The organism is Shimia sp. MIT1388 (assembly GCF_047124445.1).
Lineage (GTDB): Bacteria > Pseudomonadota > Alphaproteobacteria > Rhodobacterales > Rhodobacteraceae > Shimia.
This window is the reverse complement of record NZ_CP138921.1, coordinates 342,150-367,118: the sequence shown is the minus strand read 5'-3', so window position 1 is coordinate 367,118 and position 24,969 is coordinate 342,150. Positions and strand designations below refer to the sequence as shown.

Genomic DNA, 24,969 nt, shown 5'->3' with positions numbered 1-24,969 from the left:
AAGAGGTAAGCGAAGGGTTTCACGCCAAAGTGCCTGATTGTGCGCGAATTTTCCGAGCCAAAGGCCGAAACTAGACCAATAGTGCCTTTGCCGCCGCGCGCGCCTCGGGTGTGATAGTGTCGCCAGAAATCATCCGCGCCACTTCATCCACCCGCTCGCCGTCATCCAGAGGTACAACACGGCTCAGGGTCTGGCCGTTTTTGACCGACTTCGCCACCTGCCAATGATGCGCGCCAAGCGCGGCCACCTGCGGCGAGTGGGTCACAACCAAAACCTGCCCCCCTTCGGCCAGCGCCTTTAACCGGCGGCCAACCGCATCGGCGGTGGCCCCGCCTACTCCGCGGTCGATCTCGTCAAAGATCAGGGTCATGCCGCTGATATCGTTGGTCAGGCAAACTTTCAGCGCCAACAGGAAACGGCTCAATTCACCGCCCGATGCAATCTTGGCCAGAGGCCCCGCCGGTGCGCCCGGATTGGTGGCCACAACAAACTCCACCGCGTCCCGACCTTCAGGACCCGCATCGCCCGGTGCCACCTTGGTGGTGAACACGGCCCGCTCCATCTTCAGCGGGGCCAGTTCGCCCATCACAGCCTTGTCCAACTTGCTCGCGGCCTTGCTGCGTGCCGCGGTCAGCGCATCCGCCGCCGCATCATACGCAGCCTCCGCGTCTTTCAAATCCGCTGTCAGCGCGGCGATGTCGCCTTCGCCTGCGTCCAAAGCTGTCAGTCGCGTGCGCAAATCGTCCGCATAGCCCCCCAAATCATCGGGCAGCACATTGTATTTGCGGGCCAGACCGCGAATAGCGAACAGACGCTCCTCCAGCTCTTCGAGTTCGTGTGGGTTGAAATCCAACGCTTCCAGACAACGCTCCACGCCATCCACCGCCTCGGCCAACTCGTTCATGGCCCGCTCCAACGCTGCCACGGGGGCTTCCAACGTATCGCCCGTTTCTGACGCGGCATCGCCCAGCCACCGCATCGCGTCGCCCATCGCGCTTTCCGCACCACCGTTGCCCAAGGCGGCATGCGCGCGGCTCACATCCTCGCGCACTTTTTCGGCGTTCTGCATCATGCGGCGGCGGGTATCGAGCTCCGCCTCCTCACCCGGCTGCGGGTCCAGCTTGTCCAACTCCTGGACCGCATGGCGCAGGAAATCTTCTTCGGCCTTGGCCTCTTCCAATGCAACCTGCGCCGCCGTCAGCGCCTTTCGAGCAGCAGACGCCTCAGACCAGGTTTGGCGGGTCTTGCCGCGCAACTTGTCCGTGTTGGCGAACAGGTCCAGCACCTCACGGTGACCTTTAGGATCCAGCAGACCCCGGTCATCATGTTGCCCATGAAGCTCCAGCAACGTCTCTGACAACCGCCGCAGCACCTCGCCCGACACACGCCGGTCATTTACCCAGGCCGTTTTACGCCCGTCGCTACGATTGATGCGCCGCAGGATCAATTCTTCGCCACCCGGCAGGCCTGCGTCATCCAAAATGGCGTGTGCAGGATGGCCGTCCGGCAGATCGAACTCCGCCACAACCTCGCCCTGATCAGCACCAGACCGCACCAGTTCCGCACGGCCACGCCAGCCCAGCACGAAGCCGAGACTGTCCAGAAGGATCGATTTCCCCGCGCCGGTTTCCCCGGTCAGCACATTCAACCCAGGCTGAAACGCAAGGTCCAGCCGGTCGATGATCAGCATGTCACGGATTTCAAGCGAGCGCAGCATTCAGCGTCACACCACAGGGCAGCCCCTGCCCCCTGTTACAGCCATCTGCCTTGCAGGGTCTGGCGATAGACTTGGTTGAGCCAGCTGCTGCCCTCTGCTTTGGCCTCCAGACCATTCTCACGCAGCAGAGCGTAGCTGTCCTGATACCACTCAGTAGACTGGAAGTTGTGCCCCAGAATCGCCGCCGCAGTCTGCGCCTCGGCATAGAGGCCAAGCGACAGGTAGGCTTCAACAAGACGGTGCAGGGCCTCAGGCGTGTGCGTTGTGGTCTGGAAATCCTCAACAACAACGCGGAAACGCTTGATGGCCGCACCAAAGTGATCGCGGCGTAGGTAGTAGCGACCGATTTCCATTTCTTTGGACGCCAGATGGTCAAACGCCAGGTCAAACTTCAACAAAGCCGAGCGCGCGTATTCGCTCTCTGGGTAGATCTCGATCACCTTGCGCAGCTCTTGTAGCGCCTGAAAGGTCAGCCCCTGGTCACGGCCCACTTCGTCAATTTGGTCGTAGTAGGTCAACGCCAGAAGATACTGGGCATAAGCTGCATCATCATCTGCCGGGTAGAAGTCAATGTAGCGCTGCGCGGCCGCGCGTGCCTCTGGATAGGCGCCGTCAGAGTGATAGGCAAAGGCCTGCATCACCAAGGACCGCTTGGCCAACTCGCTATAGGGGTACAGGCGTTCAATTTCGGAAAAGAAAAACGCCGCATCGGTGCCGCGATCCCGCGCAATTTCAAATTCGCCGCGTTCAAAGATCTGCTCGGGGGTGAACTGCTCCATATCGACCAAGCCACGGCGGGCGTCGCTGGTGCTGTTGTCGGAACAGGCCACAACAAAGGCCAAAGCCAGAACCGAACCGAAAAGGCGGGTGCGCGCTCCGATGCCTGACATAGTGCTTACCTTCTGCTCCCTGCGGGGGTCGCCCCCTCTTTCACACGCTGTTAGCATAGAAATTTGCGGGGCAAAACGCCTTTGGACGGAATTGTTACGATCCGACCTTAAGCAACGGCTGGAAATTCGCCCATATGCACGCCAGCGCCTGGCAGACGCGCCGCCTGCGCCGCATCACATTCCACCAGACGCCAGTTGTCTGGATGCGAGAAAAGCTCGCGCAGCAGAGCGTTTGTCAGCGAGTGACCGGCACGGTGGCCCTGATAATGCGCCAACAGTGGCGCACCGGCGAGATAGAGGTCGCCCATCGCGTCCAGCATCTTGTGGCGCACAGGCTCATCCGCATGCCGAAGACCACCTTTGGCTTGGACATCGGCACCGTTGAACACCACCGCGTTTTCGGTCGGGTCTCCGCCAAGTGCCAGACCGTTGGCCTGCATCGCCTCCACGTCCGCCTGACGGCAGAAGGTCCGGCTGTTGCACAGCTCACGAATAAAGCTACCGTTGGCGAGGTTGAGCTCTTTGGTCTGCTGACCAATCGCCTCATCCACAAAGTCGATGTGGAAATCGATGCGCATTTCATCCGCTGGTACAAGTGCGGCAGTGGCCTCACCGCGTGTCACGGAGACAGGCTTCAGAACTTCGACCGCCCAGACCGGCGCGCCCTGCTTCACGATGCCCGCCTTCAGGAAGCCATGCACAAAATCCGCAGAGCTGCCGTCCAGAATTGGCACTTCCGGCGCATCAATCTCGATCAAAGCATTGTGGATGCCACAACCCGCCAGGGCCGCCATCAGATGCTCGATGGTGGAAACGCCGACACCTGCTTCGTTTTTGATGCGGGTGCAAAGCGCAGTTTGCTCTACCACATCCCAACGGGCCGGGATCATGGCATCGCCCAACAAAACGTCGGTGCGCTTGAACCAGATACCATAATCGGTGGAGGCTGGCCGTACGGTCAGGTGCACAGTTGCGCCTGAATGAAGGCCTGTGCCCTGAAAATGAACTGGTGTCTTAAGCGTTGCTTGCACTGGTTTCCCCAAAGTGACGCGGCACACCCCATTGGCCGCAATAGTGAGGTAGTGGCTTTGCCCCGTCACCTCAAATAAAGCTTTGTAACGGTATGAAACATCGCTGTAACAAATCGGCAAAACACCGCGCACAAAGGCGTATTCACTTGTTTTACAATAGAAAAAGGCCGCCCCACTGGGCGGCCTCTTCACAGGTATTTCACAAATAAATCAGTTCGCTTGACGGCGCAGGAAGGCCGGGATTTCAATCCGCTCCTGATCTTCATCCATCTGCTCGGCTGGCTCGTGGCTCTGAACCGCCGGCTGCTGACGCACAGGTTGTGCTGCTGGCGCGGCACCCTGCTCGGTACCATGGCCGGTCATCTTGTTGATCAGCGAGTTGATGCCAAAGCGAGGACGCTCTTCAGCACGTGGCTCAGGCGCAGGGGCTGCCGGACGGGACGGAGCGGCTGGCGCTTTTTCCACGGCGGCTTGCAGACGCTGCATCAGCTGCGGCGTCGGCGTGCCTGGTGCTGGACGCTGAGGGGCCACAAAGCCTTGAGGCTCTTCTTCGAACATCTCAGGCTGCACCGCTTGCGCTGGTGTTGGCTGATACGCAGGTGGTGGCACATCGGCACCGGCAGACACGGCATCAAAGGTTGGCGCGGCTGGTGCGGCTGCAACAGCTGGCGCTTCCTCTTCGAAGATGTCTTCCATCTGTTCCTGCGCTGCGGCCTGTTGCGTTTCCATCTGTCCAAACAGAGACGGCTCGGATGCTGCCACTTCCGGGGCCGCCTCAACCGCAGGAGCCGGAGCCGCCTGTTCCACAACAGGGGTCTGCTGCGCGGTTTCAATGGTTGGCGTCGTGGTCAGTGGCTCACGCATGGAGCGGCGTGGCAGGGGCATTGCGGAGGTGGTTTCCGCCGCGTCGATACCAGTCGCCACAACAGACACACGCATACCGCCATCCAGCGTTTCGTCCATAGTGGAGCCCACGATGATGTTGGCGTCGGCATCGACTTCTTCGCGAATGCGGTTGGCCGCTTCGTCCAGTTCGAACAACGTCAGGTCGTGACCACCAGTAATGTTGATCAGAACGCCTTTGGCACCGCGCAGGGAAATCTCGTCCAGCAGCGGGTTGGCAATCGCCTTCTCTGCCGCCTGGATTGCGCGATCTTCACCGTCGGCTTCGCCAGTGCCCATCATCGCTTTGCCCATCTCGTCCATCACAGCCCGTACGTCTGCGAAGTCGAGGTTGATCAGGCCCGGACGCACCATCAAGTCCGTCACACCTTTCACGCCCTGATACAGCACGTCGTCGGCCATGGAGAAGGCTTCGGTAAAGGTGGTTTTCTCGTTGGCGAGGCGGAACAGGTTCTGGTTTGGAATGATGATCAGCGTGTCGACCATCTTCTGCAGCTGTTCGACGCCCTCTTCCGCCTGGCGCATACGTTTGGCGCCTTCGAATTGGAACGGCTTGGTCACAACACCCACGGTCAGAACACCCAGCTCACGCGCTGCCTGCGCGATGATCGGTGCGGCGCCGGTGCCAGTGCCACCGCCCATACCGGCGGTGATGAAGCACATGTGCGCCCCTGCGAGGTGATCGACAATCTGCTCGATGCTCTCTTCGGCAGCGGCTGCACCCACGGTTGCGCGCGCCCCAGCGCCCAGACCTTCGGTGACCTTCACGCCCAATTGCACGCGGCTTTCAGATTTGCTCTGTTGCAGAGCCTGCGCGTCGGTGTTCGCAACCACGAACTCCACCCCTTCAAGCTCTTTGTCGATCATGTTGTTGACCGCGTTGCCACCTGCACCGCCAACACCAAACACGGTGATGCGGGGCTTCAGATCACCCTCGTCGGGCATCGTCAGATTCAATGTCATAGAACTGTCCGCCTGTTGTTTACCCGCCACAGCGGGCTATTTTCTGCCTACTCAGGACCATTATTAAACAGGCTTTCCAGAATCGTCATCCCAAAAAGCGCATTTGGCCACAAAATATGGGGTAAAAATGTGAAAACTAGCGGCATCTTGCCGAAACCGCCAGATTTTGCGGGGCAAGACAAGTGTCACACAACACTAAACAGCCACCCAGGGCACAAATGGCGCCGCAGGAGTTTGCTATGTTTATGTTTGGAGACCACTGCTCGGCGCTCCGGACCCGCGTTTTGATCGCGGTTATCCAGAACTTAACCAAGGCTTAATCAGAGGTCACCCCCAAAAACGCGTCCGCGTCCCCTTTCTCACCAATTCTCTTTGAACCACCGCACGGCCTTCCCAAACGGCCGCGTGTTGTAGCGATCCACCGGCAGGTCGAAGTCCCACCATTCGTCCTGCGGATGTGTTGCGTAGAGGCACATACCGACAGTTGCGGCAAAGCCTGGGCCAGTTGCGGCCTGCGGCAACCCATGCACCCGCATCGGACGCCCAAGACGGACTTGTTGCCCCAAAATCTTGGAAGCCAAACCGTCCAGCCCCGGAATTTGACTGCCACCGCCGGTCAAAACGATCTGCTGGCTTGGCAGATGCTCAAAGCCCGCCGCATCCAAACGCGCACGCACCTCTTCGAGGATTTCCTCCACACGGGGGCGCATGATGCCAATCAGCTCCGCACGGCTCACCGTGCGACGGTCATGCTCCCAGTCGCCGGTATCTCCAGACAACTCGATCATGTCGCGATCATCCATGCCGGTGGCCACAACGCCGCCGTAGAAGGTCTTGATGCGCTCCGCCGTGGCGGTCGGCACCTGCAGGCCCATCGAGATATCACCAGTCACGTGATCACCACCCATACGCACAGTGTCGGCAAAGATCATGTGTTTCTTCATGAATATCGACAGGCTGGTTGCCCCGCCCCCCATGTCGATACAGGCCGCGCCAAGCTCTTGCTCATCTTCCACCAGCGCAGACAGCCCTGACACATAGGCGGACGAGGCAATGCCTGCGAGTTCGAGATCACAGCGGCGAATACAATGCACGAGGTTCTGCACCGCAGCCTTATCCACCGTCAGCATGTGCATGTCGGTGGTGAGTGTCTGCCCCACCTGCCCGCGTGGATCGCCAAGGCCTGAACGGTGGTCGAGCGCAAAATTCACCGGCTGCGCGTGCAAAACTTCCCGGTCCGCGCCGTAATCCGGCACATCACAGGCTGCCAACACACGGGCTACGTCCTGATCATCAACGGTGTGGCCTTCCAGATCAATTTGTCCGTCCAAGCCGTAAGAACGCGGCTCCGCACCCGCGAAACAGGCAATCACATGATCCACCCGGATCTTCGCCATCTTCTGCGCCGCCTGCACCACCGTGCGAATGGCGCGTTCGGTTTCCTGCATGGTGTCAATTTCGCCAAATTTCACACCACGGGACATGATGGTGTTGGCACCAATCACTCGATAGCCGGACTGCCCTGCCATAGAGCCAATGCCTTCGACGCTTGCCAAGCGGTCGGTGCCGTCAAATCGTAAAACCAGACAGGCAATCTTGGACGTCCCCACATCCAAAACCGCAATCACACCGCGCTGCATCGCCGTTTTGCGCATTGTGCGCATGGCGCGCTGGCTCTGATAAAGCTCTGTCATTGTCCCACTGTCCCTGTCGTCATCTGGCTGGCTTGCCACCAGGCGTCTACGGCCTGTTCTGTTAGTTGTACCGTGGGCCGATGTGCCAAACGCATATCGACCACTTTGATGTCCCGCTCCAAAAGCTCTTCGGCGTGGTTCAGCGCGACCACCCGGTCCAGCGCCTCCACCGCACCTTGCTCCGGCAGTTTGATCCGCTGCCCACGATCCAGCACCAGATCCCAGCGCCGCTCACCCACGCGCACCAGACCGATCACCCGATCCGCCAAAGGGGCTGCCGCCGAGAACAGGCGCAGGGCTTCTTGCACGTGATGCTCTGCCCCCTCGCCCGCGATCAATGGCATCTGCGCATGTGCCGCGCGCGAAATGGCCGGGCCAGTGACATTGCCTTCCGGATCGACCAGCGTCAGCCCTTCGTGGGTGCGCCACACAACAACCGGCGTACGCTCCGCCACGTTGAGTTCTAGAATACCGCCCGGACGCACACGCACGGCCACACTGGCAATCGCAGGCAATTCTTCCACCCGTTCACGGATCGAAGGCAGGTCCAGATCAAAGGAACTTGTCGGGAAGCTCAAAGAAAGAATGTCACGGATATCTTCTGACGTGCCCTGGGACGCACCATCCACGGTCATCGCCGACACCATGAATTCGGGCCGCGTGGCAATCTCGCGGCGCAAATCGCTCACCGCCAAGTTCAGGCTTTCGCGCCGATCCGCATCAGACAACCAAACCGTTGCGGCACCAGCCACAACCACAAACGGAACTACCACCCGCAAAAACAGGCGGAACAGCGGTGTCAGCATGAGCCGCTCAAAACGGTAAGCCCAGCGGGACGGCGCGTTATCACGGCGACCTGTCGTCAACGATCGCATGAGGCGTCCTCCACCATCCAGGCACAGAAGTCAGAGAAGGACATCCCAATCAACTCGGCCTGCTCGGGGCTCAGCGACGTGGGGGTCATACCCGGTTGGGTGTTCACTTCGAGAATGATCAGCCCATCCAAACCACGGCTCTCGTCCCAGCGGAAATCTGTGCGCGACACGCCACGACAGCCCAAAGCCTGATGCGCGCGCACGGCGTAGTCCATGCAGGCGTCATAAATCTCTTGCGGGATGTTGGCTGGCACCTCGTGGCGCGAGCCACCTTCGGCGTATTTCGCCTCATAGTCATACCAGCCGTCGGTGATGATGTCGGTCACGCCAAGCGCCCGGTCGCCCATCACAGTGGTGGTCATTTCACGCCCCGGTGCAAAGGTTTCCACCATAACCTCATCAGGCATGGTCTCGGCCAGTTGCGGCAGCGTGTTGGCACCCTCGTTGACAATATAGATGCCAACCGAACTGCCTTCGTTATTGGGCTTCACCACATAAGGCGGTTCCATCACATGACGCTTGGAAACTTCGACCTTGTTGGCAATCACGCTCTCTACAACAGGCAACCCCGCCTGCGTAAACGCTTCTTTGGACCGCTGTTTGTCCATCGCCAACGCCGACGCCAGCACGCCGGAATGCGTGTAGGGAATCCGCAGCCATTCCAGCAAACCTTGTACACAGCCATCTTCGCCCCAACGGCCATGCAAGGCGTTAAACACAACATCCGGCTTGATCTCTTGCAGACGTGCAACCAGATCGAGGCCCGCATCGACCTCGACAACGTCCAATCCTGCGTCCCGAAGGGCAGCGGCGCATTCACGCCCTGACGACAGTGACACCTCTCGTTCTGCGGAGGGGCCGCCCATCAATACTGCCACCTTGGGGTGTGTCTGCTCTGACAGTCCCACTGTGCCTCAATGTCCCGGACCCTTTTTGGCCCTGTTCTTATGCGAGCCCTTTTGGACTCATTTATCACAGCCACGTTGGACTGCTCTTTTGTACATCAGGCACGGAATGCCTGCTCGGGGTGGGCACATGGCCCTGCGCTCAATCGGGTCTTTGACCCTGAAGTCGGGCTTTGCGCCCTTGTTTTATTAGTGATCTCAGTTCTTGGTTAATGACCGCTTAACGGACCTAAACTGAGGCATCAATCTGCCGCCGGTTCGCCGACGCGCATGATTTCCCACTGTAGGTCTATTCCGCTGTTTTGGAAAACCCTTTTTCGGACTTCCTCGCCAAGATTTTCCAGATCTGCGGCAGTTGCGTCACCGGTGTTGATCATGAAGTTGGAGTGCATCTCGCTCATCTGCGCCCCACCAACACGAGCGCCGCGCATGCCTGCGTCGTCAATCACCTTCCAGGCTTTCAGATCATGCACGTCATCCGCTTTACCCGTCGAAGAAAAACCCGCCGGATTTCGGAAGGTGCTGCCCGCACTGCGGTCTTTGGTTGGTTGCGTGGCGTCGCGTTTGGCAAGCTGGTCTTCCATGCGCTGTGCCAGTTCTTCCGGATTCCCGGAAGGGCCTTCCAAAACCGCTTCCACAATGACCCAGCCCTCAGGCAAGTCCGTCTGCCGGTACTGGAAGTTCAGATCTTCGGCCGAAAGCGTCACAATCTCCCCTGCCCGCGTCACTACTGTGGCCTCGACAAACACGTCTGCCGTGTAGCTGCCATAGCAGCCCGCGTTCATCCGCACCGCGCCACCGATGGCACCGGGGATCGTCCGAAAAAAGGTCAAATCCACACCCGCCTGCGCCGCCTTGCGGGCCACATGCGCATCCAACGCTGCCACACCGGCGCGCACGCGATTGCCGTCCACTTCGATGTGATTGAACCCACGCCCCATACGGATCACCACGGCCCGCAAACCGCCATCACGCACGATCAAGTTGGAGCCGACCCCCATTGGGAACACGACCACATCTTGAGGCAGATCTTTCAGAAACGCCGCAAGGTCTTCCACATCCGCTGGCTGAAACAGATAGTCAGCCGGACCGCCCACGCGCAGCCACGTCAATCCCGAGAGCTCTTTGCCTTCGGTCAGCTTTCCACGTGGGGTGGGCAATGTGGTCATGGTATTTCCTTGAAATCAAAATGCCTGTTGCGCACCGATATCGAAGCCGGTGTCATGCGGCAAGCGTTTCCCTATTGTCACCGACGCGCGCGCAGCGCTTTGCCCAACACAAACAGCGCCCAGCCCAAGGCCAGGCTGCCGGAAGTGCCAAAGAACAGCCATGGGCGATAGCCTTGCAGGACGGTCAGCTCTTCACGATCTGCGTCCGTGGCAAAGACCGTCAACGTCACTTCCAACGTGAGCAGCGCCACAACCAAACAGACAATCAGCAGACTGGCGCGCATCATCAGATCACGGCGCAGCTTATAGCCAGTGATCAGCCCATAGAGCGGCAAGATCAACGTCGCAAACCAGATCAACGCATTCAACGCGAGGGTAAAATCAAGGATCACTTGGGGTCTCCATACCACACACACGTTTGATCCAGCGCCACAGGTAAATCACCGGCCAGCGCATGATCCATGCGCCCATGCCCAACAGCACCAACGCCAGCCAGACGCTGTTCTGGATCGCCACCCCAATCAGGATCGGAATGCCAATCGCGATCATCACATAGGCAAATTTCCAATGATGGTCCTTGGACGGGAACATCGCCCGCAGGTTGGCCACAATGAGCCAGACAAAAGCTGCAGTGATCGAAATCGTCATGCATCGCCCTCCGGTTCATGGCGTTCGGTAGGCAGACCAAGCGCCTTGCGTCCAAAATACAAAAGAGGACGCCGGAACATCGACACAAAGCCAAACAGAGCCGCAAATCCCAGCAAGGCGCCATGTTCATAAAAGATCACGCAAATCAGCACCGGCGCTGCGATCAGCAAAGCCACACCCGGCACATATTGCCTGCGCATTGGCAAGGCCGCCACCGTTGCTGCAGCCAGCACCCAAAGGCAGGCAAGGATCAAGGAAAGGCTCACGTCAGAAATCCCGTCTAGGTCACTCGCGCGCAGCCTACCGCGCGCGACGCATTTGACAAGGACTTAGCCCAGATGGCTAGGCAACGCGTTGGCCCAGGCGCTGATCGACCCTGCCCCCAAACACACAACAATGTCGCCAGGCTTCGCGGTTTCTTTTACCAGCGCCACCAAATCCGCCTCTTCGCCAATTGCCACCGCATGACGGTGTCCATGCGCGACCAACCCGTTGATCAGGTCGTCACGGCTGGCGCCCTCAATTGGGGCTTCACCTGCCGCAAAGACGTCCGCAATGCCCACAACATCCGCCTCATTGAAGCAGGTGCAGAAGTCTTCAAACAGCGAGTGCAAACGGGAGAAGCGGTGTGGCTGATGCACAGCAATCACCCGGCCGCCACTGTCACCTAGCGACTGACGCGCCGCTTTCAACACGGCAGCAATCTCCACCGGATGGTGACCGTAGTCATCAATCACTGGCACGCCGCCCATGACTTCACCCACCTTGGTAAAGCGACGGTTCACCCCACCAAAGGCCGCCAGCGCGGCGCGGATTTCATCGAGCTTCATGCCCAAATGCCGCGCGATAGCCACCGCGGACAGCGCATTGGACACGTTGTGGTCCCCCGGCATCGGCAAGGTGCAGCCTTCAATCACCGCCTCTTCGCCCTGCAGCTGGATGTCAAAATGCGCCACGCCCGCCTTATAGGTCAGGTTCACCGCCCGCACATCCGCCTGCGCGTTAAAGCCAAAGGTCACCACTCGGCGGTCGGTGATCTTGCCCACCAAAGTCTGCACGTCCGGATCATCGGTGCAGCACACCGCCAGGCCATAAAACGGGATGTTGGACACAAAGTCATAGAAGCCCTGATGCAGCGCCTCTTCGGTGCCCCAGTGTTCCATATGCTCCGGGTCGATATTGGTCACAATCGCAATGGTTGCAGGCAAACGGTTAAAGGTGCCGTCGCTTTCATCCGCTTCCACAACCATCCACTCGCCTTCACCAACACGCGCGTTGGAACCATAGGCGTGGATAATGCCGCCGTTGATCACTGTCGGGTCAAACTTGCCATGATCAAGCAACGCCGCAACCATAGTTGTGGTCGTTGTCTTGCCATGGGTGCCTGCCACCGCGATGTTGGACTTCAGACGCATCAGCTCCGCCAGCATCTCCGCCCGGCGCACCACCGGTAGGCCTTTCAAACGCGCTTCGTCCAGTTCCGGGTTGCCCGGTTTGATGGCAGAAGAGATCACCACAACTTCAGCGTTCGCAAGATTTTCCGCCCGCTGCCCCTCAAAAATGGTCGCGCCCATGCCCGCCAAGCGCTCGGTGATTTTGGTCGACTTCAGATCGGAGCCCTGCACCGTATAGCCGTGGTTCAGCAGCACCTCGGCGATGCCGGACATGCCAATCCCGCCAATGCCCACAAAATGGATGGCGCCCACGTCACCGGGAAGTTTGGTTGCTGCGTTCATATTATTGGTCCTTTTTCGCCAGCTCTTCGACCAGCGCCACAAGGGTCTCGGTCGCGTCCGGCTTGCCTGCCGACAAGGCGGCGGTGGCCATCTGGGTGGCCCCGGCCGCGTTGGACAGGATGGTTGTGATGTTTTCAGTCAATGTCTCTTGGGTCAGCAGGCTTTCCGGGATCACAATCGCCCCGCCTGCTTCCGCCAAGCCACGCGCATTGGCGGTCTGATGGTCGCCCGCCGCAGCCGCAAAGGGCACCAGAATGGACGGCCGCCCGATGATGCTGATATCGGCGACGGAACTTGCGCCAGAGCGGGAAATCACCAACTGTGCCTCGCTCATGCGCGACGGCACGTCCTGAAAGAACGGCTGCACATCCGCCGAAATGCCGTGCTCGTTGTAAAACGCCGTCACCCGCTCATGGTCTTCGCCGCGCGCCTGATGGCTCACCCGCAGGTTTTGCAATATCGCCGGAGGCAGATGCGCAATCGCGCTTGGCACCACGTCGCTCAAAATCCGGGCGCCTTGCGAGCCGCCAATCACCAGCAGCGACATCGGATAATCGCCCGGCGCAATGTACCCTGCCCCCGCGCGATCCATCACCGCCTTGCGCACCGGATTACCAACCGGCGTGCCTTCGACGCCATCAGGCAAGGTTGTTGGCCAGGTGCCACAGGCCACAACATCCACCTTTTTGGCAAAGACCTGATTGACGCGGCCCAGAATGCCGTTCTGCTCATGGATCATGCGCGGGAGTTTCATCAGCCACGCCGCGCCCATGGCTGGAATGGTCGGATATCCACCAAAACCCACAACCACATCCGGCCGGTCTTTGCGCATCTTGGACACCGCACCGAGAACGCCGCCCAAAATCTTAAACGGCACCGCCAGCTTGGCCAGCGCCCCGCCACGAGCAAAGGTCGCCGAGCTCATCTCTTCGATCTCAACCGTATGCGGGAAGCCACCGGTGTAGCGCGCGCCACGCGCATCGGTGGAGAGCTTCACCCGCCAGCCTTTGCGCAGCATGACTTCCGCCAAGGCCTGCGCAGGAAACATATGGCCACCGGTCCCCCCGGCAGCGATCACTAAAAGAGGCTGTTTGCTCATCGCACCCACCTGTTAACGGGTTTGACCCCGTAAAATATCACTGATTTCGCCCTGTGGACGCGAGCGGGTAAACGCCAAAATCATGCCAACTGCAATCCCCCCTGCGATCAGAGACGAGCCGCCGTAGCTGACAAATGGCAAAGTCATGCCTTTAGAAGGCAGTAGCCGCACTGCGACCCCCATATTGACCAGCGCTTGTACGCCGAAGATCGCCACAAGGCCGGTGCCCGCCAGCCGAATGAACGGGTCCCGCTCACGCATGAGTCGGAAATAGGAGCGCAAAACGATGGTCGCGTAGAGGATCATAATGGCGAAGACGAGAACGAGGCCGTACTCCTCCGCCGCCACCGAAATAATGAAATCCGTATGCGCATCCGGCAGCGACCATTTCACCTGCCCCTCGCCTACACCAACCCCGAAGAACCCGCCTTCGCGGATCGCCTCGGTGGCGTAGCCAATCTGCGTGGTTGGGTCGAGCGAGCGATCCAGAAAGCCGTCAATCCGCCGCGCAAAGTGCTCGGAGTTGTTATAGGCAAAATTGGCAATCGGCAGCAGCGACAGGCAAATCCCGCCAATCAAAAGCATCGGTGCACCGGAGACAAAATACATCACGCCCCAGCCAAACAGGATCAGGCACGCCTGACCAAAGTCCGGCTGCATCGCCAACATGAATACTATGGTCATCATCAACAAGAAAGACCAACGCCGACCGGGCGGGCCGTTGATTTCCTCATTGGCCGCCATGAGCCAGGCGGAGACCACCACAAACCCCGGCTTAAGAAACTCGGACGGTTGCAGCGAGGCAAACCCAAGCGAGTACCAACGGGTCGCGCCTTTGCCAAAGTCGGTGCCAAAAATCGGTAGCAAGGCCACCGCAATCATCGTGATGACAAAGCCCATCACCGCCAACCGGCGCACCAGTTGTGGCGACATCATCGACGTGACGACCATAGCCACCAAAGCCAGACCGCCAAAAATCACCTGCTTCTGCACGTAGTGGAACGGCGCAAAGCCGTTTTTGGCCGCCAGGGGCGGGCTTGCCGCCATGCCCAGCATCAAGCCAATCAAAAACAACATCACAATGGACGCCATTGTCCATTTGTCCAGGGTTTGCCACCACTTGGGGAGCACGGGCTCACGCGCCTGCGAAGGCAACGCGCCATACACCATCTCTGTCATCGGGAACCGCCGATCTCTGCCTCAAAACGCCCGTTTGCCGGGTCTGTGGACAAACACTAACACCCAAACCCTTTTATGGAAAGTAAAGAGAACCCCCGGCGGCAACTTCACGCCCAACCGTGTCCACGCTGCCCCTAACACCTTCAAGTTATGGCAAGAACTCGCCTCATAAGTGGTGCTTTTCCCCGCCAATAGGAGCGCACCTATTCAGACCCAAACCACTTCAAACCGCTAAAATTGTCCAGATTAGCAGTATCTTAGAAAGTTTCCGCTTTACCTAGCGCCAATGGTCCCTATGGGCCGCAAACTTGGAGAGCAAAATGACTAACTTCCTTCGCACACTTGCTGCAGTTGCATCCCTGGTGTTGCTGCCTTTCGCCGCGCTTGCGGCCACCTCCCCGGAAACCGTCTCCGGCGCGACCACCGTATCCCCGGAAGAAGCGGGCCAATTGTTTGACGAAGGTGTGGCCTTCATCGACGTGCGCAAGCCATCCGACTTTGACGCCGGTCGCATTCCTGGCGCCGTTCATCTGGACGTAAAATCCGCCCTGACCCAGGACGCTTTGGCCGAAGTTGTCGCGTCTGACGCACCGGTGGTCTTCTATTGCAACGGCCACTCCTGCCTGCGCTCGTCCAAAGCGGCAGAGATGGCCGTCGAGTGGGGCTTCTCCAAAGTCTATTACTTCCGCGATGGCTACCCGGCCTGGGAAAGCGCCGGCTTCCCGATCGAATAATCGATCACTCCTTCCAATAACGATCAGGGACAGCATCCATGTCACTTTCCAACCGAATTGTTGTAGGTTTGTGTATCTTCGCCATGGCGATGACCACGGCCTTTGTCTTAGGCGGCGGTGCAATCCTCAAGCGGGTGGAAACGACCCTGCTGTCCCTGAACGCCGAAAACGCCAGTGTGGCGGCGCTGCAAGTGCTGCAACGCAGTGAGAAGACCCTCACCAACCACGGCCGCACTGTCTCGCGATCCCGCGACAGTATGACGGCCTTGAAGGAAGGTGACTTTGCCGCTGTGCAAGACGACCTGTCCTCGACCTTCAACCGAGCCTCCGCCTCCGGTGAAATTTCCGACCTCATTATCTTTGACAAAGACGCCAAAGCTGTCGCCGCCTTCAGCACGCAGAACGACGCCCTGAAGCAGGCGGGCACACCCGCGATTGTGCAACAGGTCAAAGAAAGCCGCCAACGTGCGTTTGAAATCACCCAGATTGACGACACCCGCATTGGCGCCGTCTACGCCTTCCCGCTGTTTTCCGGCCGCAACGTCGTGGGCTACGGCCTGCTGGCGCTGGATGCAACCTCTAGCCTGCCGGTGATTGCCGAAGCCATGCAGATGCAAGTCATGCTGGCCGAAGTGGCCCCGAATGCGGACTGGACCCTGCAAGGGTTTGAAGCGCCTGCCGTGGCCGGCGCAGAAACCGAAGGCGACGCCGCCGCAGCAGCAGACCACACCGCTGTAACCACCACCGCGATGACAGCGTTGGCCGGCAATGATCTGACCTTTGACGTGATCGCTTCCGGTGACCAGCAGTTTGTCGCCGCCCGCAACCGGATTGGGGTCAACCAGGACGGCACGGCTTTTGACCTGATCCTGCTGTCCGACTTCACTGCGCAACAGGCGGAAAAATCCGCCGTGATGTACCGCGCAATGGGTGCCCTCCTTGGCATGATCGCGCTGTTCCTCGGCGCCATGCTGATCTGGTGCCGCCGCCAACTGCGTCCACTGCGCGAAGGCACACAGGCGCTGGCCGCCGCCGCCCGAGGCGATGACGCAGACCCGCTTAAATACCGCAGCTCCGCCAAGGAGATTGCCGAACTGCACGCCTCCATCGAACTGCTTCTGGCACAGCGCGCTTCTGAAAAGGTGGCCGCCGAAGAGATTGCCGAAGTGGTGGAAGCCTGCGCCCGCGGCGATTTCACCGGCCAGCTCAGCACCGACGACAAAGAAGGCATCTTCAAGGAAATCTGCGTCAAGGTGAACAGCATCGGCAGCGCCGCCAACGAAGGTCTGGAAGCGGTGCGTGTTGGGCTCAGCCATATGGAAGAGCAGGACCTGACCTACCGCATGCCCGACGGATTTGAAGGCATCTTTGGCGAAATTGCCACCTCGATGAACACCGCCACCGACAGCCTGTCGGACAAGATCAACTCTGTGTCCAAATCTGCTGCTGTTGTGGAAGGTGTCTCTTCTGAAGTGTCCCGCACCACAGATTCCGTGGCCGCAAACTCCGAACAGAACGCCGCTGCACTGGAAGAGACTGCCGCCGCGTTGGAGCAGATGTCTTCGACAGTGGGCTCGATGGCCAGTTCTGCCAACGATGCCAACACCTCGGTAGATGACATCACCAACCGTGCTGCCGAAGGTCAGGAAGTGATGCGTCTGGCGGTTGAGGCCATGGCCGAAATCGAAGCTGCCACGGACTCTATCGACGGCACTTTGGGGGTGATCGAAGACATTGCCTTCCAAACCAACCTGCTGGCTTTGAACGCCGGTGTGGAAGCGGCCCGCGCTGGGGAAGCTGGCCAGGGGTTTGCCGTGGTGGCCTCCGAAGTGCGCGCTCTGGCGCAGAAATCCTCGGACTCGGCGCGCCAGATCTCCGAACTGATCAAATCCACCGGCGCCACCGTGGAGCGCGGCGTTTCGCTTGTGCGTGACACCGGTAAGGCCTTTGACGAGATTGTGGTGGGCGTGAATGGCGCCACCGAACAAATCCGCCACATTGCCGACGCCACCAAGGAAACCTCGGTGGGGATCAACGAAATCAACGTGGCCGTGGGGCGTCTGGACAAAGCCACACAGGAAAACGCCGCGGCCTTCTTTGAGGTGAACTCCTCGATGCAGGGTGCACAGGCGGAATCCAAGCTCCTGTCCAGCACCGTGGCCGACTTCAAGACCATGCCGCCCAGCATGTCTGGCTTTGAGCAAGAAGACCCGCGCAGCCACGTGGCCTGATCCGCGCACACACAGACAAACACCAAAACAGACCGCTCCCGACACACCATCGGGGGCGGTTTTTCTGTGGTGTATCTGCGCAAAATCACGTCCCTGTCAAAAAAAGTGACTCTCAGAGGAATAAATTGTCGCACCCATCCGTTTCTTTCTTGCAACCCCTCTTCTGGGGGCTGCGTCCAACAGCACGACGCCATGGGAGGACAATATGGCCGACAACGATAAGACCAAGGATGTAAACAGCTTTTTTGCAGCTGATCCGGAAAAGGCAGACCGCGAGTTCTTTGGCCGCGTGCCAAACCCGGACCGCCGCGGCTTTCTGAAACGCACCGGCCTTGCCACCATGGCGGCCATGGTGGGCACCTCGATCCCGTTCCACCGCAACATGCCAATTGGCTTTGTACCAGCGGCCATGGCGTCTGAGGATGTTCTGGTTGGCAAAGACGGCCTGACCCTGCTGAACGACCGCCCGGTGAACGCAGAAACCCCGCCAGAACTGCTGGATGACGCCATCACCCCAACCTCCCGCCACTTTGTGCGCAACAACGGCATTCCCCCAGAGAACACCGATCCTGCGGGCTGGGAACTGACCATCGACGGTTTTGTCGACACCCCGATGACCCTGACCATCGAGGATCTGAAATCCAAATTCGAAGTGGTCACCCGCGCCCTGACGCTGGAATGCGGCGGCAACGGCCGTGGCTTCTTCAACCCGCCTGCCAAAGGCAACCAGTGGACCTACGGCGCCGTGGGCTGCTCTGAATGGACCGGTGTCCGTCTGAAAGACGTTCTGGAAGCGGCCGGCGTGCAGTCCAATGTGGTGTACACCGCCCACTATGGCGCCGACACCCACCTGTCCGGCGATCCCGAGAAACTGCCAATCTCGCGTGGCATGCCGATTGCCAAGGCGATGACCGAAGAGGTTCTGATTGCCTTTGAAATGAACGGTGCCCCGCTGCACCCGCTGAACGGCGCGCCGCTGCGTCTGGTTGTGCCAGGCTGGCCGGCCTCCACAGCACAGAAATGGCTGACTCGCATCGAGCTGCGCGACGTTGTGCATGACGGTCCAAAAATGACCGGCAAAGCCTACCGCGTGCCAAACCGTCCGGTTGCGCCAGGCGAAAAAGTGGCAACCGAAGACTTCGTAATCATCGAGCGCATGCCGGTGAAATCGCTGGTGACTTTCCCGGCCAACGGCGCGGACGTGGGCATGGAAACCGAAGTGCGCGGCCACGCCTGGTCTGGCGACCGCACGGTTGAAAAGCTGGAAATCTCCACCGACTTCGGCACCACCTGGCAAACCGCCGAGCTGGATGCTCCGGTGAACTCCGGCGCCTGGCAGAACTGGCGCGCCAACGTGTCCTTCGCCCAGGCCGGCTACTACGAGGTGTGGGCCCGTGCCACCGACAGCAACGGCGAGATGCAGCCATTTGCCATCGACTGGAACCCAAAAGGCTACCTCAACAACACCATGCACCGGGTTGGTCTGCGCGTCAGCTAACCCCATACTTCGGACGGCGCGTTGGCGCCGTCCGCACCACGACCTCTATCGACTTCAGGAGACCTTCATGCGTATCCCCGCCATCGGGGCAACTCTGGGCTTGTGCCTCACGATTGCTCTGCCAGCCATGTCCACTGCCGAAACCGTCGCTGATCTGCTGCCCGCCGCAGACATCGCCAAAGGGGAAAAGGCGTTCAAGAAATGCAAGGCCTGCCACACCGCCGAAAAGGGCGGCAAGAAAAAGACCGGCCCCAACCTCTATGGCATCGTCGGCGCACCTGTCGCCGGCGTGGACGGCTACAAATACTCCAAAGCACTGGTGGCTCTTGGCGGCACCTGGTCCGTGGAGCAGCTGGACGCCTTCCTGACCAAGCCCAAAGCGCTGGTCAAAGGCACCAAAATGTCCTTTGCAGGCATGAAAAAGGCCACCGACCGCGCCAACCTCATCGCCTTCCTGAACCAGAACAGCGATGCACCGCTGAGCTTTGACGCCGCAGCCGCGCCCGCCGCAGTTGAAGCGGAGGAAGAAGAGTATGAATATGGCATCCTGTTTGACGCGCCCGGCGTGGAAGAAACCTACTACGCCTGCTCCGCTTGCCACTCAGAGATGATTGTGGCTCAGCAGGGCCTGACCCGCGACGGCTGGATCGAACTGTTTGAATGGATGGTCGAAGATCAGGGCATGAGCGAAATCGAAGAGCCAGACCTGACCATCATTCTGGACTATCTCAGCGAGCACTACGGCGAAGACCGCCCCAACTTCCCGGGCAAAAGCTAACCCCGGATACCTAAGACCTTTCACCATTCGCCGCGACACGCAGGTATGAATGGTGGAGGGTCTGCCTTTTAGACCTGCTGACAGGGCGCGGCGGCATCGGTGGCCTGTTTCATCGCCAGAACGGTATTGGGCTGCGTTGGCGCATGGGTCGCTTGCCGCAAAAACTCTGCAATCGCGTTGAACCGGCGCTGATCCATGCCCGAGGCCATCACCACAAAGCCACGCCCGCCGTTTTCCCACTGCGCCGCGCGCATCCCGTCCGGCACGTCTTCTCCCGCCAGACCTGGACCGGAGATCAACGTCAAACGACAGTTGTTACGCCCTTTGTAGTGGGCCGCACTGCGATCACCGGGCAACGCCATCCGATCCACCAGATAGAGATTGGCCAGCGCCAACTCGGGCGCCAAAGCGTCCGCCTGCACTTCAACCTGCCGCACCTCTCCGCCGGACGGCAAGGCATAGGAGGTGTCCAGAAACGCCTGATGTAACGCCAATGGTGCATGCGACGCCTTGGACGACATTAAGAACACACCCGCCGCAATCACCGCAGCCGCTGCAATAGACGCACAGGCTGCCAATGGCCGCCAGTTGCGGTTCGCTGGCTGTGCCGGTGCCGCTTCAAGAGGGGCCACATCCGGCCGCATCTGCGCCAAGGCGCCAGACACCATGCGCACCTGCTGCAGCGCCGCCTGCAAAGCGGGCTCAACGCTCAGGCGCGCTTCAAACGCCTGCTGGTCAGAGGCGGGCAGTTCGTCATCCGCATAGGCGTTGACCAGATCCCAATCGCTGTCGCTCAGCTCGGTCATCTTTTGGTATCCCCATCAGCCCCGTCAGGGCCGGCTTCCATTGCTTTGATCAGCGCGCGCCGCGCCCGGCTCACCCGGCTCATCACCGTGCCATGCGGCACATCCATAATCTCTGCGGCTTCGGCGTACTTCATGCCCATGACATCCACGAGAAACAACACCTCCCGCATCGGCGCGGGCAAGGTTGCAAATGTCATCCGCACAGCTACGCCATCTGCATGATCCTGGCTTTGCGTTAGATCAATAGATAAACGGCTCTGCGCGTTGGAATATTCCGTCCGCACCCGATTTTTTCGCGTCTCATCCACATGCAGGTTGCGAATGATGCGAAACAGCCAGGGCCGCAGTTCTTTCACCGGTGTCGGGCAATTGTCAGACCGCAAGGCACGCTCCACCGCGTCCTGCACCAAATCTTCGGAATCATGCCGATTTTTGGCAAGAGACATGGCATAGGCACGCAGTTCCGGCAGCAAGACTTCAATTGTCATTACTGCGCCGTGGACTGATGGCAAAGGAGGGTGCTGTCGCGTCTCATGGGCCGCAGCGTAGTGGATTGCGCCCCTCTCTTCCAGCTTTTGTGGATGCAAAATCCAAATAAGATGCAAGCCTCCTGCAGCATTCCAAAACCGACTGCCCTGCCCCTCGCCCCTTGACGCACGCCGCCGCATCAGGCACCCCGCGCCTATGATTTGGGACACCATAATTTTGGGCGCTGGCGCCGCAGGCATGATGTGTGCAACGCAAACTGGCGGGCGCACCTTGGTGCTCGACCACGCCAAAGCGCCGGGAGAGAAAATCCGGATTTCCGGCGGCGGACGATGCAACTTCACCAACATGTATGCCGGCCCCGAAAACTTCCTGTCCGGCAATCCGCATTTCTGCAAATCCGCCCTTAGCCGCTACACACAATGGGACTTCATCGACATGGTGGCGCGCCACGGCATCGCCTATCATGAGAAAACCCTCGGCCAGCTGTTCTGTGACAATTCCGCCAAGGACATCATCGCCATGTTGCGGACCGAGATGGCGCAAGCCGGGGCTGAGCTGTGGCTGGAAACTAATATCATTACCGCAGGTCACACCGGGACAGGTTTCACCATCGAGATCGAAAAATCCGGTCGCCGCGAAACGCTGTCGTGTAAGAACCTCGTGCTGGCGACCGGCGGCAAATCTATTCCCAAGATGGGCGCCACAGGTCTGGCCTATGACATCGCCCGCCAGTTTGACCTGGCGGTCACGGACACCCGCGCGGGGCTGGTGCCCTTCACTTTCTCCGATGGCCGTTTCAAAGCCATCTCCGGCGTGGCCCATCCGGTGCGGGCCACAGCCAACGGCACTGCGTTTGACGAAGCCATGCTGTTCACCCACCGCGGCCTTTCCGGCCCGGCCATGCTACAGATCAGTTCCTACTGGCGCGAAAGCCAGCCGATCCACATCAACCTCTTCCCGGACAGCGATCCGTTTGAGGAACTACGCAACCGCCGTCAAGCGCAAGGCCGTCGCAACCTCACCACCGAGTTGGCCACTTTGCTGCCAAGCCGATTGGTCGAGCATCTGGCAAGCGAAATGGACCTCTCCGGCAATCTTGCGGATCAGTCCGACGTGGCACTGCGAACCCTATGCGACAGCTTGCAAAACTGGGAAATGGTGCCCACTGGCACCGAAGGCTACCGCACGGCCGAAGTCACTTTGGGCGGCATCGACACGGAAGGGCTCTCCTCCAAAACCATGGAAGCCGAAACCGTGCCCGGCCTCTTCGTGATCGGTGAAGCTGTCGATGTCACTGGTTGGCTTGGCGGTTTCAACTTCCAATGGGCCTGGTCCTCAGGATGGGCCGCCGGACAAGCAATCTCAGCAAAACTACAGTAAGGGCACTGCCTGGATATGTCAGTGCTCCCACACAGCGTTCACAAATAAAACGACGACAAAGTAGGCGAGGATCATCTTCCAGCTGACTTGCTTGCGCTCTTCTTCCGACACAAGGCCCGTGACACTCATGAAGAGTTTGGTCACAACCAGGGCCACAACTATGATGACCGTATGCGCGATATCAAAATGCACAGTCCCTTCCCCCATACTTCAGAAACAGCATAGCACAAAAAAGGCGTCGCCAAACATTGGCGACGCCGCGTGATTCTGATCCTATGAGATTAACTGTGGGATCAGTGGTGCTTGTCGGCCTTGCCAAACTCGCTGGTCAGGCGGGTGCGCAGTTTCTTCGCAGCCCCTTTCAGCGCCGCCTGAATATCCGCGGCCTCATGATGCGCAGACAGCGGGCCTTTGCCACGCGGGCGCGCCTCCATGGTGCAGAGGATGTGGTCCGGCCCGTGTTTGTCCGCGTTCTGATCTTTCAGGTGCACTTCCACTCGGGTGAGACGGTCGCTCATATGTTCCAGATCGTTGGAAACGGCCAGCTCAGCCACCTCGATCACACGCTCGTCACCATGAATGAAGTTGTCGGTATTCACCTGAATTTGCATCGTCAGATCCTTTCATCGTTACACTACAGACCTATGATCGTCTGCGTGATTTACAAGGAACAAGCTCTTCATTTCCTTGCGTGAATTCAGGATAGACAGGCCAATTTCCGCCCACTTTGATGTTGATCAAACCCGTTAAAAAGGCGTGACAGCGCCTTCCTTTAAGAGAGCGCCTGCTCGACACATTTGGCAAAATCCTCGCCGCGTTTCTCAAAGCTGTTGTACTGATCAAAACTGGCCGCCGCTGGCGCCAACAACACCGTATCGCCCGCCTCTGCTTCCGCTGCGGCTTTGGCCACAGCCGTCGCCATATCGGTGCAAACCTCCGCCTCAATGCCTTTGAGCTGCATGGCAAAACTGGCAGCCTCGCGCCCAATCACATAGGCCTTCTTGACGCCACCGGCACTCTCAACCAGATCGCCCAGACCGCCCTCTTTCTCCAGCCCGCCGCAAATCCAGCGGATGTTTGTGAATGCGGACAGCGCTTTTTTGGCAGCATCCACGTTGGTGGCCTTGCTGTCGTTCACATAGGTCACGCCGTCCTGCTCTGCGATGATCTGACTGCGATGCGGCAAGCCCCCAAAGGAGGCAAATCCGGCCTCAATAACACGCGGGGCCAACCCCAATGACCGGCACACCGCATAAGCGGCGCAGGCATTCTGGTGGTTGTGCGTGCCCGGCAAGCCTTTGATATTGCGCAGATCAATCGACCCCGCCTGACGGCCTTTGCGGTACTCACTCAGGTACCCCTTGCGGGCAAAGACATTCCAGCCCGCTCCGGTCAGCTTGCGTTCGGTGGAAATCCGCATCACCCGATCATCCGCAGGCCCTTCTGACAGCTGCCCCGCCAGATATTTGCCCTCAATCTCGTCGACGCCCACAATCGCGCGATCCGGCCCGCCTTCGGCAAACAAGCGACGCTTGGCCGCAAAATAGCCGCCCATCCCGGCATGTCGATCGAGATGATCCGGGCTGAGATTGGTAAACACCGCCACATCCGGCGTCAGGCTCCTCGCCAGATCGGTCTGATAGCTCGACAGCTCCAACACCACCACATCACCATCTTCCGCCGGATCAATATCCAGCACCCCGCGACCAATATTGCCTGCCAGCTGCGTGCGCCGCCCCGCCTCGCTTAACACATGGTGTATCAGCGCCGAGGTGGTGGACTTCCCATTAGACCCGGTCACCGTCACCACCTTGGGCGTGACCTCAAAACTGTCCCATTGCCGCGTGGCAAAGCTGCGGAAAAACAGCCCAATGTCGTTGTCCACCGGCACGCCTGCCTCCAAGGCTGCGGCCACAACGGGGTTCGGCTCCGGATACAAATGCGGAATGCCGGGGGATACGATTAGGCTGGCAATATCCTCAAACGCGCCCTCACGAGACAGGTCGCGGCAGGTGAAGCCTTCGTCTTCCGCCGTTTCCCGCGCCGATGGGTTGTCGTCCCAGCAAATCGCTTCCGCACCACCTGCACGCAACGCCCGCGCGGTTGCCAAACCAGACCGGCCCAAACCCAAAACCGCCACTTTTGCGCCTGCAAACCCCTGCACTGGAATCATGTGATGTCCCCCTTGTCGTCTTGCGCGCACAGTGCCTTTCCGCAGACGATGGTACAAGTGGCCAGTTTGAG

Annotated in this window: 24 protein-coding genes; 5 read left to right on the top strand and 19 right to left on the bottom strand. The window is 59.5% G+C overall.

The features are described from left to right. Positions 1–70: 70 nt before the first annotated feature. From recN to SIB92_RS01715, 14 genes are all read right to left on the bottom strand, one after another. Positions 71–1,717: a DNA repair protein RecN gene (gene recN, locus SIB92_RS01780; RefSeq protein WP_412554206.1), complete on the bottom strand. Its 1,647-nt coding sequence runs from the start codon at positions 1,715–1,717 to the stop codon at positions 71–73. A gap of 35 nt (positions 1,718–1,752) precedes the next feature. Further along, a complete protein-coding gene (locus SIB92_RS01775) occupies positions 1,753–2,607 on the bottom strand; it encodes an outer membrane protein assembly factor BamD (RefSeq protein ID WP_412554205.1) in 855 nt (284 codons plus the stop codon). A 107-nt stretch (positions 2,608–2,714) separates the two neighbouring features. Then, entirely contained in the window at positions 2,715–3,638 is a 924-nt protein-coding gene (gene lpxC / locus SIB92_RS01770; RefSeq protein WP_412554204.1) for a UDP-3-O-acyl-N-acetylglucosamine deacetylase, read from the bottom strand. 210 nt (positions 3,639–3,848) lie between these two features. Beyond that, entirely contained in the window at positions 3,849–5,504 is a 1,656-nt protein-coding gene (gene ftsZ, locus SIB92_RS01765; RefSeq protein ID WP_412554203.1) for a cell division protein FtsZ, read from the bottom strand. A 359-nt stretch (positions 5,505–5,863) separates the two neighbouring features. Then, positions 5,864–7,198, bottom strand: coding sequence for a cell division protein FtsA (gene ftsA, locus SIB92_RS01760; RefSeq protein WP_412554202.1), 1,335 nt, complete (start codon positions 7,196–7,198; stop codon positions 5,864–5,866). Then, on the bottom strand, positions 7,195–8,073 hold the full coding sequence (locus SIB92_RS01755) for a cell division protein FtsQ/DivIB (protein WP_412554201.1): 879 nt from the start codon (positions 8,071–8,073) through the stop codon (positions 7,195–7,197). Before SIB92_RS01755 ends, ftsA begins: the two co-directional genes overlap by 4 nt. Then, positions 8,061–8,939 carry a D-alanine--D-alanine ligase gene (locus SIB92_RS01750; protein WP_412554200.1) on the bottom strand — a complete coding sequence of 293 codons (879 nt, stop codon included), beginning with the start codon at positions 8,937–8,939 and terminating at the stop codon, positions 8,061–8,063. Before SIB92_RS01750 ends, SIB92_RS01755 begins: the two co-directional genes overlap by 13 nt. 281 nt (positions 8,940–9,220) lie before the next feature. Then, a complete protein-coding gene (murB, locus tag SIB92_RS01745; RefSeq protein ID WP_412554199.1) occupies positions 9,221–10,147 on the bottom strand; it encodes a UDP-N-acetylmuramate dehydrogenase in 927 nt (308 codons plus the stop codon). A 77-nt stretch (positions 10,148–10,224) separates the two neighbouring features. After that, positions 10,225–10,539 (bottom strand): hypothetical protein, encoded by a 315-nt coding sequence (locus SIB92_RS01740; RefSeq protein ID WP_412554198.1) that lies wholly within the window; start codon positions 10,537–10,539, stop codon positions 10,225–10,227. Next, a complete protein-coding gene (locus SIB92_RS01735) occupies positions 10,529–10,795 on the bottom strand; it encodes a DUF2484 family protein (RefSeq protein ID WP_412554197.1) in 267 nt (88 codons plus the stop codon). Before SIB92_RS01735 ends, SIB92_RS01740 begins: the two co-directional genes overlap by 11 nt. Next, positions 10,792–11,061 carry a DUF2484 family protein gene (locus SIB92_RS01730; RefSeq protein WP_412554196.1) on the bottom strand — a complete coding sequence of 90 codons (270 nt, stop codon included), beginning with the start codon at positions 11,059–11,061 and terminating at the stop codon, positions 10,792–10,794. Before SIB92_RS01730 ends, SIB92_RS01735 begins: the two co-directional genes overlap by 4 nt. Before the next feature lie 63 nt (positions 11,062–11,124). Continuing rightward, positions 11,125–12,531 carry a UDP-N-acetylmuramate--L-alanine ligase gene (gene murC / locus SIB92_RS01725; RefSeq protein WP_412554195.1) on the bottom strand — a complete coding sequence of 469 codons (1,407 nt, stop codon included), beginning with the start codon at positions 12,529–12,531 and terminating at the stop codon, positions 11,125–11,127. Position 12,532: 1 nt separating this feature from the next. Continuing rightward, positions 12,533–13,630, bottom strand: a complete 1,098-nt coding sequence (gene murG / locus SIB92_RS01720; protein WP_412554194.1) for an undecaprenyldiphospho-muramoylpentapeptide beta-N-acetylglucosaminyltransferase — start codon at positions 13,628–13,630, stop codon at positions 12,533–12,535. Positions 13,631–13,642: 12 nt separating this feature from the next. Further along, positions 13,643–14,809: a putative peptidoglycan glycosyltransferase FtsW gene (locus SIB92_RS01715; protein WP_412554193.1), complete on the bottom strand. Its 1,167-nt coding sequence runs from the start codon at positions 14,807–14,809 to the stop codon at positions 13,643–13,645. Between the two features lie 320 nt (positions 14,810–15,129). Here SIB92_RS01715 and SIB92_RS01710 point away from each other — a divergent pair, with 320 nt between their 5' ends. From SIB92_RS01710 to SIB92_RS01695, 4 genes are all read left to right on the top strand, one after another. Then, entirely contained in the window at positions 15,130–15,543 is a 414-nt protein-coding gene (locus SIB92_RS01710; RefSeq protein ID WP_412554192.1) for a rhodanese-like domain-containing protein, read from the top strand. A gap of 38 nt (positions 15,544–15,581) precedes the next feature. Further along, positions 15,582–17,774, top strand: coding sequence for a methyl-accepting chemotaxis protein (locus SIB92_RS01705; protein ID WP_412554191.1), 2,193 nt, complete (start codon positions 15,582–15,584; stop codon positions 17,772–17,774). A 205-nt stretch (positions 17,775–17,979) separates the two neighbouring features. Then, the gene (locus SIB92_RS01700) at positions 17,980–19,272 is read left to right on the top strand and encodes a sulfite oxidase (RefSeq protein WP_412554190.1); all 1,293 of its coding nucleotides are present in this window, start codon (positions 17,980–17,982) and stop codon (positions 19,270–19,272) included. Between the two features lie 67 nt (positions 19,273–19,339). Further along, positions 19,340–20,050, top strand: coding sequence for a c-type cytochrome (locus tag SIB92_RS01695; protein WP_412554189.1), 711 nt, complete (start codon positions 19,340–19,342; stop codon positions 20,048–20,050). Between the two features lie 68 nt (positions 20,051–20,118). Here SIB92_RS01695 and SIB92_RS01690 read toward each other — a convergent pair whose 3' ends face one another. Beyond that, positions 20,119–20,856: a hypothetical protein gene (locus SIB92_RS01690; protein ID WP_412554188.1), complete on the bottom strand. Its 738-nt coding sequence runs from the start codon at positions 20,854–20,856 to the stop codon at positions 20,119–20,121. Further along, positions 20,853–21,344 (bottom strand): RNA polymerase sigma factor, encoded by a 492-nt coding sequence (locus SIB92_RS01685; RefSeq protein ID WP_412554187.1) that lies wholly within the window; start codon positions 21,342–21,344, stop codon positions 20,853–20,855. Before SIB92_RS01685 ends, SIB92_RS01690 begins: the two co-directional genes overlap by 4 nt. Positions 21,345–21,540: 196 nt before the next feature. Here SIB92_RS01685 and SIB92_RS01680 point away from each other — a divergent pair, with 196 nt between their 5' ends. Beyond that, complete coding sequence (locus SIB92_RS01680; protein WP_412554186.1) at positions 21,541–22,725, top strand: NAD(P)/FAD-dependent oxidoreductase; 1,185 nt, start codon at positions 21,541–21,543, stop codon at positions 22,723–22,725. Positions 22,726–22,743: 18 nt separating this feature from the next. Here SIB92_RS01680 and SIB92_RS01675 read toward each other — a convergent pair whose 3' ends face one another. The 3 genes from SIB92_RS01675 to murD all read right to left on the bottom strand — a co-directional run bounded on the left by SIB92_RS01675 (position 22,744) and on the right by murD (position 24,928). Further along, positions 22,744–22,917 carry a hypothetical protein gene (locus tag SIB92_RS01675; protein ID WP_412554185.1) on the bottom strand — a complete coding sequence of 58 codons (174 nt, stop codon included), beginning with the start codon at positions 22,915–22,917 and terminating at the stop codon, positions 22,744–22,746. A gap of 101 nt (positions 22,918–23,018) precedes the next feature. Further along, positions 23,019–23,336 carry an HPF/RaiA family ribosome-associated protein gene (locus tag SIB92_RS01670; protein ID WP_295177977.1) on the bottom strand — a complete coding sequence of 106 codons (318 nt, stop codon included), beginning with the start codon at positions 23,334–23,336 and terminating at the stop codon, positions 23,019–23,021. Positions 23,337–23,497: 161 nt separating this feature from the next. After that, the gene (murD, locus tag SIB92_RS01665) at positions 23,498–24,928 is read right to left on the bottom strand and encodes a UDP-N-acetylmuramoyl-L-alanine--D-glutamate ligase (RefSeq protein WP_412554184.1); all 1,431 of its coding nucleotides are present in this window, start codon (positions 24,926–24,928) and stop codon (positions 23,498–23,500) included. Positions 24,929–24,969: the final 41 nt, after the last annotated feature.